The sequence below is a fragment of the Sinorhizobium terangae genome, assembly GCF_029714365.1.
Taxonomy (GTDB): domain Bacteria; phylum Pseudomonadota; class Alphaproteobacteria; order Rhizobiales; family Rhizobiaceae; genus Sinorhizobium; species Sinorhizobium terangae.
The window spans coordinates 171,970-185,880 of record NZ_CP121659.1 but is presented as its reverse complement, the minus strand read 5'-3'; the positions used below and the strand labels follow the sequence as shown (position 1 = coordinate 185,880).

General features: G+C 62.4%; 15 protein-coding genes. 6 read left to right on the top strand and 9 right to left on the bottom strand.

Annotated elements, in window-relative coordinates:
• Nucleotides 1–139 precede the first annotated feature (139 nt).
• Both QA637_RS00880 and QA637_RS00875 read right to left on the bottom strand, forming a co-directional pair.
• Nucleotides 140–787, bottom strand: a complete 648-nt coding sequence (locus QA637_RS00880; RefSeq protein ID WP_153438601.1) for a response regulator — start codon at nucleotides 785–787, stop codon at nucleotides 140–142.
• Nucleotides 788–876: 89 nt separating this feature from the next.
• Nucleotides 877–1,311 (bottom strand): hypothetical protein, encoded by a 435-nt coding sequence (locus QA637_RS00875; RefSeq protein WP_283062972.1) that lies wholly within the window; start codon nucleotides 1,309–1,311, stop codon nucleotides 877–879.
• A 104-nt stretch (nucleotides 1,312–1,415) separates the two neighbouring features.
• Between QA637_RS00875 and QA637_RS00870 the strand changes: the two genes are divergently transcribed.
• Nucleotides 1,416–1,763, top strand: coding sequence for a DUF952 domain-containing protein (locus tag QA637_RS00870; RefSeq protein ID WP_153438605.1), 348 nt, complete (start codon nucleotides 1,416–1,418; stop codon nucleotides 1,761–1,763).
• A complete protein-coding gene (locus tag QA637_RS00865; protein WP_283062970.1) occupies nucleotides 1,760–2,848 on the top strand; it encodes a quinone-dependent dihydroorotate dehydrogenase in 1,089 nt (362 codons plus the stop codon). Before QA637_RS00870 ends, QA637_RS00865 begins: the two co-directional genes overlap by 4 nt.
• Here QA637_RS00865 and QA637_RS00860 read toward each other — a convergent pair.
• The 3 genes from QA637_RS00860 to QA637_RS00850 form a co-directional block, all read right to left on the bottom strand.
• Entirely contained in the window at nucleotides 2,824–4,191 is a 1,368-nt protein-coding gene (locus tag QA637_RS00860; RefSeq protein ID WP_153438608.1) for an MATE family efflux transporter, read from the bottom strand. The genes QA637_RS00865 and QA637_RS00860 overlap by 25 nt on opposite strands.
• A gap of 147 nt (nucleotides 4,192–4,338) precedes the next feature.
• Complete coding sequence (locus QA637_RS00855) at nucleotides 4,339–4,842, bottom strand: CAP domain-containing protein (protein WP_153438610.1); 504 nt, start codon at nucleotides 4,840–4,842, stop codon at nucleotides 4,339–4,341.
• 2 nt (nucleotides 4,843–4,844) lie between these two features.
• Entirely contained in the window at nucleotides 4,845–5,111 is a 267-nt protein-coding gene (locus QA637_RS00850; protein WP_153438612.1) for a DUF6460 domain-containing protein, read from the bottom strand.
• Nucleotides 5,112–5,263: 152 nt separating this feature from the next.
• Here QA637_RS00850 and QA637_RS00845 point away from each other — a divergent pair, with 152 nt between their 5' ends.
• From QA637_RS00845 to pdeM, 4 genes are all read left to right on the top strand, one after another.
• Nucleotides 5,264–6,202, top strand: a complete 939-nt coding sequence (locus QA637_RS00845) for a class I SAM-dependent methyltransferase (RefSeq protein ID WP_153438925.1) — start codon at nucleotides 5,264–5,266, stop codon at nucleotides 6,200–6,202.
• Nucleotides 6,203–6,393: 191 nt separating this feature from the next.
• Nucleotides 6,394–7,029, top strand: a complete 636-nt coding sequence (locus QA637_RS00840) for a YitT family protein (RefSeq protein ID WP_153438614.1) — start codon at nucleotides 6,394–6,396, stop codon at nucleotides 7,027–7,029.
• 95 nt (nucleotides 7,030–7,124) lie between these two features.
• Nucleotides 7,125–9,671: a ligase-associated DNA damage response DEXH box helicase gene (locus tag QA637_RS00835; RefSeq protein ID WP_283062966.1), complete on the top strand. Its 2,547-nt coding sequence runs from the start codon at nucleotides 7,125–7,127 to the stop codon at nucleotides 9,669–9,671.
• 299 nt (nucleotides 9,672–9,970) lie between these two features.
• Nucleotides 9,971–10,696 carry a ligase-associated DNA damage response endonuclease PdeM gene (gene pdeM, locus QA637_RS00830; protein ID WP_283065009.1) on the top strand — a complete coding sequence of 242 codons (726 nt, stop codon included), beginning with the start codon at nucleotides 9,971–9,973 and terminating at the stop codon, nucleotides 10,694–10,696.
• 84 nt (nucleotides 10,697–10,780) lie between these two features.
• On the opposite strand, the gene QA637_RS00825 is transcribed toward pdeM, so the two are convergent.
• The 4 genes from QA637_RS00825 to QA637_RS00810 all read right to left on the bottom strand — a co-directional run bounded on the left by QA637_RS00825 (nucleotide 10,781) and on the right by QA637_RS00810 (nucleotide 13,869).
• Nucleotides 10,781–11,338, bottom strand: a complete 558-nt coding sequence (locus tag QA637_RS00825) for a dihydrofolate reductase family protein (protein WP_283062964.1) — start codon at nucleotides 11,336–11,338, stop codon at nucleotides 10,781–10,783.
• 228 nt (nucleotides 11,339–11,566) lie between these two features.
• Complete coding sequence (locus QA637_RS00820) at nucleotides 11,567–11,803, bottom strand: Lrp/AsnC ligand binding domain-containing protein (protein ID WP_153438619.1); 237 nt, start codon at nucleotides 11,801–11,803, stop codon at nucleotides 11,567–11,569.
• Between the two features lie 336 nt (nucleotides 11,804–12,139).
• The gene (locus QA637_RS00815) at nucleotides 12,140–12,943 is read right to left on the bottom strand and encodes a TIGR02186 family protein (RefSeq protein ID WP_153438622.1); all 804 of its coding nucleotides are present in this window, start codon (nucleotides 12,941–12,943) and stop codon (nucleotides 12,140–12,142) included.
• Entirely contained in the window at nucleotides 12,943–13,869 is a 927-nt protein-coding gene (locus tag QA637_RS00810; RefSeq protein WP_184108419.1) for a sulfite exporter TauE/SafE family protein, read from the bottom strand. The genes QA637_RS00815 and QA637_RS00810 overlap by 1 nt, the downstream gene beginning before the upstream one ends.
• Nucleotides 13,870–13,911 lie beyond the last annotated feature (42 nt).

The following is a 13,911-nucleotide window of genomic DNA, read 5'->3' as shown; positions in this document are numbered from 1 at the left end:
AGCGAGGAGAGGGGACTTGGAGGTTCGGCGGGTGCCGCGAGTCTCCTTCGCCCCGCGCGGGGGGAGAAAGTGGCCGGCAGCCGGATGAAGGGCGGAGACCCGCTCACATTTTCCGGGACTTTACCGACGAAGCGCCAAATCAGGCAGCTGCCACCGTACCTATCTTCGACAACTGGATGACGGCCTGCGTGCGGCTGTCGACGTTAAGCTTCAGCAGGATCGCTGAAACATGGGCCTTGATCGTCGCCTCGGAGACGCCGAGCTCGTAGGCGATCTGCTTGTTGAGCAGGCCCTCGGCAAGCATGCTGAGCACGCGCGACTGCTGCGGTGTCAGCGTCTGCAGGCGATGCAGGAGATCGGCCACTTCCGGCTCGTATTCCTGATTCTGGTCGTAGCCGGCCGGCACGAAAACTTCACCGGCGATCACCCTGGTGATACCGTCGCGAATTTCCTCAATGCCAGCAGACTTGGAGAGGAAGCCGGCGGCGCCAAGATCGATCGCACGATGAATGGTTGCCGGATCGTCATGGGCCGAGACGATCATCACCGGGAGGCTCGGAAACTCCGCCCGCAACGCGATGAGGCCCGAAAGACCGCTGACGCCGGGCATGGTGAGGTCCAACAGCATCAGGTCGGCATCCGGGTGCTCTGCGGCGGCTTTGCGCGCGGCCGCGAAGTCACCGGCTTCGACGATACCCGGAGCATCGGCCATGCCGCTCAGCGCCTGGCGCATTGCACCACGAAAAAGCGGGTGGTCATCGGCGATGATGATGGTCATATCCGGCATTGGATGCTCCCTCCCAAGAGCCTCAGCCCCGGATCCCGCGCATCCTCCAACGCGCCGGATCGCGTCTCAATGGTTCGTGCCGGCGCCCGTCAGGTCTTTTGCGGCACCCCGGTACCATCGGTGGAACCGTCTCCGCTCCCTTCGAGATCCTTCACGATCTCCATGAACTTGCGCATCATTCTTTCCATGATGCTCATCGTCCGGTCAATCTCTTCGTCGCTCGGAAGAGCCGGTTTCATCGCAGTTTCACCGCTTTTGACTGCCTTTTCCAGCGCCTCGACGCGCTTGGTCAAAAGATCGATCTCCCGCTCTAAGGCTGCCCGCTCATCGGCCGCCATCCTGCAGACGAGCTCGCCGTCCTTTTCCCGGCACAATGTAACCTCGCCCGTCTTAGTGTCGAGCCGCGCAATGCCGGTGTCCGATTTCTGCATGCTGTAGCGCCCCGGGGATACCTCCTGCGCATAAGCCGGCGCGACCCAGCCGAGCGCCAGCCCCATCGCCAGTGCCGCAACTACCTTCCTCATGACAGCGCCTCCATTGGATGCTGCGGAAATCCGCCTTCCGTGGTGGACAAGCGCCAATATTTGCGGCAAGGCCACGATTGGGTTTCACGACGGACAGCGGGCACATGAACGCCATTATATACAAGATCGTTCCGGCACTTCTATGGCAGGAGGCGCGGCGGGCAGGACAGTTCACGGGGGCTCCCGTCGACCTCGCCGATGGCTTCATCCATTTCTCGACCGGGGACCAGGTCGTCGAAACGGCCGCAAGGCACTTCGAAGGACAGGACGGGCTGCTGCTCATCGCCATCGACGGCGCCGCTCTAGGCGACAAGCTCGTCTACGAACCTTCGCGTGGCGGCGCGCTGTTTCCGCATCTTTACGGGCCGCTCCCGCTCGATGCGGTGATCTGGGAGAAGCCGCTGCCGTTGGGTGCCGACGGTCTCCACGTCTTTCCTGAGCTTCTACCATGATCGATGCGCTGAAATTCCTCTCACGCAGCGGCCTTTTCCTTCTCGATCCGGAGGCGGCGCATGGTCTATCGATCAAGGCGCTCAAGAGCGGGCTCGTGCCGCGTTGCGCAGCGCCGGCCAATCCGCGCCTCAGCCAAGAAATCGCTGGCCTCACGTTCCCTAACCCTATCGGCATGGCGGCCGGGTACGACAAGAATGCGGAAGTGCCGGAGGCGCTCCTGAAGATCGGCTTCGGCTTCACCGAAATCGGCACGGTCACGCCGAGGCCTCAGCGCGGCAACGACAAGCCCCGCATCTTCCGGCTGGTGGACGACCAGGCGGTCATCAACAGGCTCGGCTTCAACAACGAAGGCCATGGAGCCGCGCTCGCGCGCCTTCATGGCTGCTCGCGCCAGGCACTGATCGGCGTCAATATCGGCGCCAACAAGGACAGTGCCGATCGTATCAGCGACTATGTGGCGGGGATCCGGACATTCTATCCGGTCGCGCGCTATTTCACGGCCAACATCTCGTCGCCGAACACGCCCGGCCTGCGCGACCTTCAAGCACGCGAAAGCCTGGCAGCACTGCTTTCGGCTGTCCTCGCGGCCCGCGACGACGAAGCAAGGAAAAGCACAAAACGAATCCCGGTCTTCCTGAAGATCGCCCCCGATCTCACCGAAGAAGGAATGGACGACATCGCGGCAGAAGTGTTGGCGCATGATCTCGACGGCCTGATCGTTTCCAACACCACGCTTGCGCGTGACGGATTGAAGGATCAGCGACAGGCTCAAGAAGCGGGCGGGCTTTCCGGCAGGCCGCTTTTCGAAAAATCGACGGCGGTGCTCGCGCGGATGCGCAAGCGTGTCGGCCCCGCCCTGCCGATCATCGGCGTCGGCGGCGTCCACTCGGCGGAAACCGCAGCGGAGAAAATCCGCGCCGGCGCCGATCTCGTCCAGCTCTATTCCTGCATGATCTATGAGGGGCCGGGGCTGCCTGGCCGCATCGTGCGGGGCCTGTCAGAGCTCTGCGATCGCGAGAAGCTTGCCTCGATCCGTGATATCCGCGGCAGCCGCCTGGACTACTGGGCCGCGCGAAACGCCTGAGCGGCACGGCGCGGCACGAGGATCAGCAGGAACACGCCGCGCATCAGCAGGAACAGGTTGAGCCCTGCCCAGAGCCCGTGATTGCCGAAGGCCGGGATCAGTATAGCAAGCGCGAGAGCATAACCGATAAAGGCTGCCAGCATCATGTTGCGCATGTCACGTGACCAGGTGGCGCCGATGAAAACGCCATCCATCAGGAAGGCGAGCGCGCCGGTCAGCGCCGTCAGCGCCGCCCAGGGCATGTATTCGTAAGCGAGCGCCCGTACATCCGGCGCCGTCGTCAGCACGTCGACCAGGTCGTCCCCGAAGACAAGGAAGCCTAGCGTCGTCAGCGCGGCGAGCCCAAGCGACCAAAGCGCGGTCATCCGCAAGGCGCGATCGAAGGCCGGGCGATATCCGGCGCCGATCGATCGCCCTGTCAACTGCTCGGCCGCATTGGCGAGGCCGTCGAGATAGTATCCGGCGACCAGGAAGATCGTCATCAGCACGGCGTTGGCCGCAAGCGTCACAGGCCCGAAGGCTGTGCCGATCCGCGTCATGAGCGTGAAGGCTGCAAGCAGAACGAAGGAGCGGATCATGATGTCGCGGTTAAGACCGAACAGCGGCTTCAGCCGCTCGCGGGCGAAGATCGCGGCCCAGTCCGGTGCGTCGCGCCGGTCAAATCGCCCATAGACGATCGCGAAGCCCGCGAGCGCGCCGATGACTTCGCCCGTCACGGTCGCCAGCGCCACGCCCGTCACGCCCCAGCCGAGGACGAGGCCGAGCAGGATGGCGAGCACGATGTTGATGCCGTTGATGAGCGTCTGCAGCAGGAGGCCGATGGAGCCCTCGCCCCGCCCGAGGACGAAACCGAGGATCGCGTAGTTGGCGAGCGCCGCCGGCCCGGACAGGATCCGATAAAAGAAATAGGTGCGCGTGACCGCTTCGACCTCGGCACCGGGGGCCATCAGCCAGATACCGGCAGAAAAGAGCAGAGGCGAGAGCAGGACGATGGCGACGCCCGAGACAAGCGCGATCACCAGCGACCGCCAGAAGACCGCCTGCTGCTCCCGGCGGTCGCCCCGGCCATAGGCCTGCGCCACGAGACCGGTGGTAGCAGCGCGGAGGAAGTTGAACGTGGTGAAAATCAGGTCGAACATCACGGCGCCAATCGCGAGCCCGGCGAGCAGATCCGCCCGACCGAGGCGGCCGACCACCGCGGTGTCGACAAGACCAAGCAGTGGCGTCGTCAGGAACCCCAGCGTCATCGGCAGGGCGATCGAGAAGATCAGCCTATTGGTGACGTGAAACGGGCCGCCTTCGTTAGCGTGGGCGTCGCGTTCGAGGGTTTCCGTGGCAGCCATGTCAGGTTCCTTGCGGGCGGCTTCCGAACCGACCACTACAGCGGCATCCAATCAGACGCGCAAAGAACGCTGTAGCACTTTGAAGTGCTGCATGTTTTTATCCTTAAATCGGCTACGATTTAAGGAAACATGCAGTAGGGAATCAGGTCAGCCGGAGAGCACCATGGCCCAAAAAGGGCGGTTTCCGGAAGCGGAATTCTGCGCCACAGCAACACCTAGGCCACGGTAGTTGCCGAGCATGTTTTCGAGGTGCTTAGGAGAATGGAACCAGGCGTTATAGGCACTTTCGGCATCGTCTTGGCCCATGGCGATGTTTTCCGCAGCGGGAAGCGTGACGCCCTGCGATTTCATCCGGTCGTAGAAATTGTCGCGCCAGCCGATGTTGTGCTGCATCTTGCCGACGCGCGCCATGCGCGCCGCCTGGCTCAATGCCGCGACCGACGCGACCGGGTCGTGAACAAGCGACGTCATTCCGCGATCCTTCCGCAGCGCGTTGACGTAACCAAGCGTCGCGGTCGTCTGGTCACTCCCGCTGCCTTCGCCGGTAGAGAGGAGGTTTGACGTCGTGCAGCCGGCAAGCACACCGAGTGAAAGGAAACCGCCAGCCCGCAACAGGGCGCGCCTGCGGATGAAAAACTGCCGATGCTGCATGCTTACCGTCGATAGCTCAAAACACGAAGAATGAGGAAGGCGGGTATGACGATTGCTGCCCCGAGCAACAGATAGTCGCCGACCCTTCCGAGGGCCGCGAAACCTGTGCGCCAGAGGTCGAGCAGGAAATTGCGAATGCCAAAATAAATGTCGACAGGATACCAGTCGAACACGGTCATGACGAAACCGACCAGGATCGACACCACGACGAGCTTGACCAGCACGCGCAGCGGCGAATCCCCCAGAAACCTGTTAAGCCCGTCCGACATCGGCGAATATTCTCCTGTTACCCTTCAAATAAGCCGCCTTCACCGAGGTCGCAAGGCGCAAGAGAAAGCGAGTTGCGTAGTCTTTCAGATTCCGCTTGTATTTTGCCGTGGCCAGCGCCAGAAGCGTCCATCGCAATCATACCGTCATGTCGATGACCCTCAATCAGCTCTCCTCCGGCGATCTGATCGCCGACCGCCGCGCCGACTACGCAAAAATGCTCGCCGAAGCCGGTGAACCGCAAAGTGCGGCGGAACTGATGGCCCAGGCTCTCGAACGCGCGCCCGACTGGGCCGCCGGCTGGTTTCGGCTGGCGGACTATGAGGAAAAATCTGGCCGAAAAGAGGCAGCAATCGAGGCGCTCCGCAACACGTTAAGGCTCAATCCCGAGGACATTTTCGGCGCTGGCCTGAAACTCGCCCTTCTCGGCGCGGCCGAGACACCCGTACAGCCGCCGAGCGTCTATGTCGAACGCCTTTTCGACGACTATGCGGAACGATTCGACAAGGCCCTCGTCGAGAAGCTCGAATACAGCGTGCCCGAAAAGCTCGCAGCGCTGATCGATCGAACGACCGGCGGCCGCCGATTTCATCACGTTACCGACCTCGGCTGCGGCACCGGCCTTTTCGGCGAGCGCATCCGCCACCGCTGCGCTTATCTCGAGGGCTTCGACCTTTCCGCCAACATGCTGGCCAAGGCGGAAGCAAAAACGATCTACGATCGTCTGGCACAGGCGGACCTGTCGCTTGCGCCGGAAGACTCAGGCGCGTTCGGCGATTTCCCCGCCGCAAGAGCCGATCTCGTCAGTGCGGCGGATGTCTTGATGTATCTCGGCAATCTCGAAAGTGTCTTCGTGATCGCCGACCGACTGCTCGCACCCGGTGGCCTCTTCGCGTTTTCCGTCGAGGATGCTGCAACGGACGAGGATTTCATCCTGCGGCCGTCGCTGCGTTACGCGCATTCCGAACCCTATATCGCCGATCTCTGCGCCGAACGCGGATTTTCGCTGGTCGCAACGGAACGCACGGTCATTCGCATGGATGCCGGAAAGCCGATCGCGGGAATTCTCTTTCTCGCGCGGAAACCTGCATAGAACGCAAGGCTGTCACGCGAAAATAGGTCAGCATTGCTTACATATTTTTCTTGAATGTTTTTGTGCATTGCAGCAATGCTGATGACCGCAGCGCCGCGCGTCCAGCCGGACGCGCCAAGCTCGCTGCAGCACTTTGAAATGCTGCATGATAATGTCCTTCGGAGTCATGCAGCAGCAATCGGGGATTCGTCATGGCACAAGGCAGCAGCGTTTTCGGTCTCTGGAACACCAGCCCCACCCGCCACACGCCCGTCGAGGACGTGCAGGGTATCTTTTCCGGCAGCCTCGTCGCCGCGCTCGGGCTCTATTTCCTCGCGAGCGCCGGGCTTCTGACCGGCAGCACCGCCGGCGTCGCTTTCTTGCTGCATTACGCGACCGGCGTGAACTTCGGCCTTGCCTTCTTTCTCCTCAACTTGCCCTTCTTCTATCTCTCGCTGAAGCGGCTCGGGCCGGCCTTCACGATCAAGACGTTCATCGCCATCGCGTTGACGTCGTTCCTGACCGACACGCAATCGCGCCTGTTCCAGGTCGGCGGAATTCACCCCGCCTGGGCCGCCCTTCTCGGCGGGCTGCTGCTCGGATACGGGCTTCTGGCGCTCTACCGCCACCGCGCCAGCCTCGGCGGCGTCGGCATATTGGGCATCTACCTGCAGGAGCGCTTCGGCATTCGCGCCGGGCTCGTGCAGCTCGCGATCGACATGGTCGTCCTCGCCACCGCCTTTGCTGTGACGACGCCGTCGGTCGTCGTCTGGTCGGTCCTCGGCGCGGTCGTCCTCAACCTGTTCGTTGCCATCAATCACCGCGCCGATCGCTATATCGCGCTTTAACACCGCGGCCATTGCCGCGCGGACGCCGTCGCAGAGTCAAGTTGTCTCCGGCAACACCGCGCTCGGGCTTCTCTTTTCCCGAACATGATCTACTTTTGTTCCCCGTGAACAGGATCGATTCTCCATTGCCCGAAAGCGACGCGCTGACGTTGCCGGCGCCGTTTCTCCAGTGGTTCGCGGAGAAAGGCTGGCGACCCCGCGCCCACCAGCTCGAACTCCTGTCACGCGCAGAGGCTGGAGAAAGTACGCTTCTGATCGCGCCGACCGGGGCGGGCAAGACGCTCGCCGGATTTCTGCCGTCGTTGGTCGCGCTTACCCGGCGCGGCAAGGTCCCGCCCGGCTCACCATTCACCGGCATCCACACGCTCTACATATCGCCGCTGAAGGCGCTCGCGGTCGACATCGAGCGCAACCTGATGAAGCCGGTGGCGGAGATGGGTCTGCCGGTCAGGATCGAGAACCGGACGGGCGACACGCCGCCGGGCAAGCGACAGCGCCAGAAGCTCTATCCGCCCGATATCCTCCTGACCACGCCGGAACAGCTCGCCCTCCTCATCGCCGATGGCGAGGCGGAGCGCTTCTTCAAGGATCTGCGCTATGTCGTGCTCGACGAGTTGCACTCGCTGGTGACCTCGAAGCGCGGGCATCTGCTCTCGCTCGGTCTGGCACGACTGCGCCGGCTGGCGCCCGACCTCCAGACGATCGGCCTTTCGGCAACCGTTGCCGAGCCGATGGACTTGCAGCGCTGGCTCGTGGCCCAGAGCGAAGAACAGGAGAATCACGCCGGTCTGATCACCGTTGCCGGCGGCGCGAAGCCGGAAATTTCGATCCTGCGCACCGACGAGCACGTGCCTTGGGCAGGACATTCGGCGCGCTATGCGATCGCCGACGTCTATACCGCGATCAAGGATCACGGCACGACACTGCTTTTCGTCAACACCCGCAGCCAGGCGGAAATGCTGTTTCAGGAACTCTGGACGATCAACGACGATAACCTGCCGATCGCGCTGCATCACGGTTCGCTCGATGTCGCGCAACGCCGCAAGGTCGAGGCCGCCATGTCCGAAAACCGGCTACGCGCCGTCGTCGCCACCTCGACGCTCGATCTTGGCATCGACTGGGGCGATGTCGATCTCGTGGTCCATGTCGGCGCCCCCAAAGGGGCGAGCCGTCTTGCCCAACGCATCGGCCGCGCCAACCATCGGATGGACGAGCCAAGCCGGGCGATCCTCGTGCCCGCCAACCGCTTCGAAGTGATGGAATGCCAGGCGGCGCTCGACGCCAATTATATCGGCGCGCAGGATACGCCGCCGGTCGGCAGAGGCGCGCTCGACGTGCTCGCCCAACATGTCTTGGGAATTGCCTGCGCGAAGCCCTTCGACGCTGTCGAGCTTCATCGGGAGATCACCAGCGCGGCGCCCTACATGGACCTTTCCTGGGAGACTTTCGAGCGCATCGTCGATTTCGTCGCCACCGGGGGCTACGCACTTCGCACCTATGAACGCTACGCCCGAATCCGCAAGACGAAGGACGGGCTCTGGCGGGTGTCGAACCCGATGGTCGCTCAGCAATATCGCCTCAATGTCGGGACTATCGTCGAATCCCCGATGCTGAACGTGCGCATGGTCAAGCGCAATGCGCGCGGCTCGCTTGGCCGGGGCGGCATGACGCTTGGCAAGGTGGAGGAATATTTCCTCGATATGCTGTCGCCGGGCGACACATTTCTCTTTTCCGGCAAGGTCGTGCGTTTCGAGGGCATCCGCGAAAACGAATGCCTCGTCTCCCAGGCCTTCTCCTTCGACCCGAAGGTGCCGAGCTATGCCGGCGGAAAATTCCCGCTCTCCACCTATCTCGCGGCGCAGGTCCGCAAGATGCTAGCCGATCCGACCGGCCGCGCCTCATTGCCGGACCAGGTGCGCGACTGGCTGGCGTTGCAGAAGGACGTCTCCATGCTGCCGCGCGAGGACGAGCTGCTGATCGAGACTTTTCCGCGCGGGAGCCGCCACTACATGGTAATCTACGCCTTCGAGGGGCGGCTTGCGCACCAGACGCTCGGCATGCTCTTGACCCGCCGCCTCGACCGCGCCGGCCTGAAACCGCTCGGCTTCGTCGCCACCGACTATTCGCTCGCCGTCTGGGGTCTCGACGATCTCAGCAGCGCCTTCCGGGCGCGTCAGCCCTCGCTCGCGCAACTCTTCGACGAAGACATGCTCGGCGACGACCTCGAGGCTTGGCTCAACGAATCCTTCCTCTTGAAGCGCACCTTCCGCAACTGCGCGGTCATCGCCGGATTGATCGACCAGCGCCATCCGGGCAAGGAGAAAACCGGACGACAGATTACCGTTTCGGCCGATCTCATTTACGACGTATTGCGAGCGCACGAGCCGGACCACATCTTGCTGGAGGCAACACGCAACGACGCCGCGACGGGACTTTTGGACATCGGCCGGCTCGGATCTATGCTGAAGCGAATCAAGGGGCATATCACCCACCGCCGACTCGATCATATCTCGCCGCTCGCCATCCCCGTGATGCTGGAGATTGGCAAGGAAGTGATCCACGGAGAGGCCCACGACTTCCTGCTGTCGGAGGCGGCCGATGACCTGATGAACGAGGCAATGGGCGCCGGCCACGATGGATAGGGGAGCGATATGAGAGAGATTGCAGGCGTTCCGGGCAAGGTCTGCCGATCAGTTCGAAGGGAAGAACAGGGCCCCTCCCCAACCACTCCCCACAATGGGGAGGGGCTCCGCGGGGCCACCGTCTCGCCTCCTTTGCCAGTTCCACATGTGGCTGGAGCACGGCCAGTGTACGGAGTGCGCGGCAACGTAGCCCCTCCTCCTTGTGGAGAGGGGTTGGGGAGGCCTTGGCGCCGACCATGCCTCCGGCCGGACGGAGGTTCAGGCCCGCGCGGGACACTCCCGAGAATATCGGGGTGACCATGCAACGGCTCGTTCACGCGATAGCAACTCCGGCCGCAAACGCCTCCTTCCAGGCGCGCACGACGATCAACGGCATCGCCGCGATCTGCGACCCGCTCGGCGGTCTCTATCTCACGGAGAGCGGCACGCTCGTCGTCTCCGACCTGCATCTTGAAAAAGGCTCGGCCTTCGCCCGCCGTGGCATGATGCTGCCGCCTTACGATACGCTTGCGACGCTGCGCATTCTTGAGGCGGTGATCGCTCGCCACGATCCGCGCACGGTCATCAGCCTTGGCGACAATTTCCATGACCGGACCGGTTCGGCGGCAATGCCCGACACCTTTCGACAGATGATCGCGGCCATGGCCCGCGGCCGCGACTGGATCTGGATCAACGGCAATCACGATCCCGATGGCGCGTGGGGGCTACCGGGCGCCTCCATGGATGAACTCCGCCATGCCGGGCTCGTCTTCCGGCACGAACCGTCGAGGATCGACGCCGAGGGCGAGATCGCCGGGCACCTGCATCCGTCGGCGACCGTGCGGCGCCGCGAAAGGTCGGTCCGGCGCGCCTGCTTCGCAACCGACGGCAAGCGGCTCCTGATGCCGGCCTTCGGCGTCACGACCGGCGGGCTCGATCTGCGCCACCGGGCGATGAGCGGACTCTTCGATCGCGGCACGCTGGTCGCCCATATGCTTGGCCGCGATCGAATCTACTCGGTGCGTTATGACAATCTCATGGGCTAAGGCTACTGCATGATTGCTTAAATCGGACAGCGAGCTTGGCGCGTCCAATTGGACGCGCGGCGCTGCAGTCCGTCGGCAAGCGGTTCAGGCGGCTTCCGGGGCGTAGCGCAGAATGACGCTGCCGTTGGAAAGCGGACGTGCCTCGATCAAGCTGAACGGCTTCGCGGCCGCGGCCTTCTTGAAGAACGGTGTCCCCTCACCAAGCTGCACGGGAACGAGGCACAGCATGATCTCGTCGATGACGTTCTCCGGCAACAGCGAGGCAACAAGGTCGGCGCTTCCGAAGATATAGAGGTTCTTCTCGCTCTCCCCCTTCAGCCGTCGCAATTCGGCGGCGACGTCCCGCACGACGCGGCTGTTGTTCCAATCCGCCTTTTCCATCGTGCGTGAGGCGACAATCTTCGGAAGGGCGTTCATATAGGTCTTCACCCGGCCCTCCCCTTCCGCCGTCGGCCAGTAGGCCGCCATGCCCTCATAGGTGACCCGACCGAAGACCAGCGCCTGCGCCTTGTCTCCGAACTCCAGGCTGATTGCTTCCAGTTCCGGCCCCCAGGCACGATTGTGAAAGTCGAGATCCCATTTCTTCGTGCCTTCGAAGCACCCGTCGAGCGTGACCAAATTCCAGACAATGACCTTGCCCATGATTCCATCCTCCACGAAACCGCTTGCATAATTGAAGCAGTTTCATAATAGCGAACCGCTTTCAATTTGCAATCGGTAATTGGGGAGCACCTCGGGTCACCATCCGGCGTCGTTGCGGGCGCGCCGGGCGCGAGATTGGCAATGTAATTGCTGAAAATAGTCGGCGACCTTTGCGCGTCTGACAGACGCGCAGCGCTGAGGACGAAACGAGCCGCGCCGGGAGCGACCTCAGAAGGCGTTGAAGGTCAAGGTCGTCAGCGACCGGGAAATGCCCGGAACCGATGCAATGTTGTCGTTGATGAACTTGCCGATATCGTCGCCCTCCTGAATATAGATCTTCAGAAGCAGATCGTAATCGCCGCTCGTCGAATACATCTCCGAGACGATCTCCTTGCGGTAGATCTCGTCGGCCACCTCGTAGGTCCTGCCGGGAGCGCATTGCAACTGGACAAAAATCGGTTTCATGGGGTTTCCTCTGCTGCGCGGAGCGCCGCGCCCGTCGTCAAGGGCGCTCCGATGTCAAAATATCTTCCCTTCCTTAGAGCATTTCCTCGTCTTAGCAAAACGGGGAAATGCTCCAACTCTTTTGAGATGGCGCAATTCCGGACGGAAAACCGTGGCACACTTTTCCTGGAATTGCTTCTACAGCGCCGCGCGTCCAATCGGACGCGCCAAGGCCGCTGTAGCACTTTGATTTGCTGCATGATTTTATCCTTAAATCGATTCCGATTTAAGGAATCATGCAGTAGACCACCGCCGCACAAAAGGGAACGCGAAGAGGACGCATGTCGATAAGAATAGCTACTCCTTGCGGAATAGCAGGCTGGCGCCCCAGCCGGTGATGACCGCCAGAAGCACGGCAAAGAGACCGTAGATCATCGGCTGCTCGTGCGCTGCGCGCGTGATCGCTTGTTCGAGGCCGGTCTTGACGACCGTGAGCGGCAGGGCTTTCGCGGCGACGAAAAGACCATCCCGGAAAAGATAGGCACGCACGACATGGACGCCATTCGGGACGTTGGCGGGGAGGCGCACGGACGCCCTGAACAGGCTGGAACTGATGAACCGCACGCCGCCCGGGTCGCGCTGGAAAACACCGCTCTCCTCCCTGATCCGGCGGAACGCGCTGCGGAACTCGCCGAGATTGCTGCCGTCGCCGACGAAGCCCAGCGGCACCAGACGCATATGGTCGACGCCGATGCCCATGTTACCCAACTCACCCGGCGGCGCGATCGTCTCGATGTCACGCGTGCTCGACAGCGAATAGGATTCCGGCACCAGCTCGAAGGTCATCGAACGGGTGTTCACCCAGATGCCGAAGACGCGCTCCTTCCTTCGTACCGTCGCGTTTTCCTTGGGCCCCTCGAGCGTGACGATGATGCTGTACTTGCCCTGCGCGAGGAGCTTCTCGTCAAAGCCGTCTATGGCACCGAAGATCGTGAGGTCCGCGCCGCGAAAGTCGGACGTGATGGAGATTTCTTCCGTCGAGATGCCGATCTCGAGCTTCTCCGCGAATTCCGACACGTCGTCTTGCCGAATCTGGGCAGCCGCCGGCGCCGCCAGAGCGAGGACCAGAGAGACAAGACATAGGCGCGCGAGATCGAACATCAGAAGCCGAACCCCGCTGATACAACCGAATAGACATTCTTCGGCGGAATGATGAGCTCGATCGCCAGCCGGATGCCGACGGCAAGGACGAGCAAGGCAAGCAGCGCCCGCAACTGTTCGCCGCGCAGCCGCTGGCCGACGCGAACGCCGTATTGCGCCCCGATGACGCCGGCGATCATCAACACGAAAGCGAGCACGATATCGACGGTGTAGTTTGTCGATGCCTGGACGATCACCGTGTAAGCCGAGACGAAGACGATCTGGAAGAGCGAGGTTCCGACGACGACGCTCGTCGGAATGCGCAAGAGATAGATCATCGCCGGCACCATGATGAAGCCGCCGCCGACGCCCATGACCGAGGTCAGGATGCCGATGGCGAAACCGAGGGTGGCGACCGGAATGACGCTCAGATAGATCTTCGATTTCTTGAACCGCATCTTGAGCGGCAAGCCGTGAATCCAGTTGTGCTGCCCGGGCCTGCGGCGTGGCGTCGACTGGTTCTTCGCGGCCTTGCGCATGGCGCCGATACTCTCCCAGAGCATCAGGCCGCCGACCGAGCCCAGCAGCACGACGTAAAGCAGCGAAATCACCAGATCGAGCTGCCCCACCTGGCGCAACAGCGAGAAAAGCCAGACGCCCAGCGTTGCGCCGACGAGACCGCCGCAAAGCAGCACCGTGCCCAGCTTGATATCGATTGTGCCCCGGCGGAAATGCGTGATGGCACCGGAGATCGACGAGGCAACCACCTGATTTGCGCCCGTCGCCACCGCCACCACGGGCGGAATGTTGTAGAAGATCAGCAGCGGCGTGATCAGGAAACCGCCGCCGACGCCAAACATGCCGGACAGAAATCCGACGGCCGCACCCATGCCGAGAATGATGAGTATGTTCACCGACAACTCTGCAATGGGCAGATAGACCGTCACGGCCGGACCTCAATACGACAAAGGCCCGCGACGCGGGCGGAA

What these genes read in the sequence shown, in the direction of transcription:
- pdeM (WP_283065009.1), top strand. Translation starts at nt 9,971, where the DNA reads ATGCAACGGCTCGTTCACGCGATAGCAACTCCGGCCGCAAACGCCTCC.
- QA637_RS00855 (WP_153438610.1), bottom strand. Translation starts at nt 4,842, where the DNA reads ATGCAGCATCGGCAGTTTTTCATCCGCAGGCGCGCCCTGTTGCGGGCT.
- QA637_RS00840 (WP_153438614.1), top strand. Translation starts at nt 6,394, where the DNA reads ATGGCACAAGGCAGCAGCGTTTTCGGTCTCTGGAACACCAGCCCCACC.
- QA637_RS00820 (WP_153438619.1), bottom strand. Translation starts at nt 11,803, where the DNA reads ATGAAACCGATTTTTGTCCAGTTGCAATGCGCTCCCGGCAGGACCTAC.
- QA637_RS00860 (WP_153438608.1), bottom strand. Translation starts at nt 4,191, where the DNA reads ATGGCTGCCACGGAAACCCTCGAACGCGACGCCCACGCTAACGAAGGC.
- QA637_RS00825 (WP_283062964.1), bottom strand. Translation starts at nt 11,338, where the DNA reads ATGGGCAAGGTCATTGTCTGGAATTTGGTCACGCTCGACGGGTGCTTC.
- QA637_RS00870 (WP_153438605.1), top strand. Translation starts at nt 1,416, where the DNA reads ATGAACGCCATTATATACAAGATCGTTCCGGCACTTCTATGGCAGGAG.
- QA637_RS00850 (WP_153438612.1), bottom strand. Translation starts at nt 5,111, where the DNA reads ATGTCGGACGGGCTTAACAGGTTTCTGGGGGATTCGCCGCTGCGCGTG.
- QA637_RS00880 (WP_153438601.1), bottom strand. Translation starts at nt 787, where the DNA reads ATGCCGGATATGACCATCATCATCGCCGATGACCACCCGCTTTTTCGT.
- QA637_RS00875 (WP_283062972.1), bottom strand. Translation starts at nt 1,311, where the DNA reads ATGAGGAAGGTAGTTGCGGCACTGGCGATGGGGCTGGCGCTCGGCTGG.
- QA637_RS00815 (WP_153438622.1), bottom strand. Translation starts at nt 12,943, where the DNA reads ATGTTCGATCTCGCGCGCCTATGTCTTGTCTCTCTGGTCCTCGCTCTG.
- QA637_RS00865 (WP_283062970.1), top strand. Translation starts at nt 1,760, where the DNA reads ATGATCGATGCGCTGAAATTCCTCTCACGCAGCGGCCTTTTCCTTCTC.
- QA637_RS00845 (WP_153438925.1), top strand. Translation starts at nt 5,264, where the DNA reads ATGACCCTCAATCAGCTCTCCTCCGGCGATCTGATCGCCGACCGCCGC.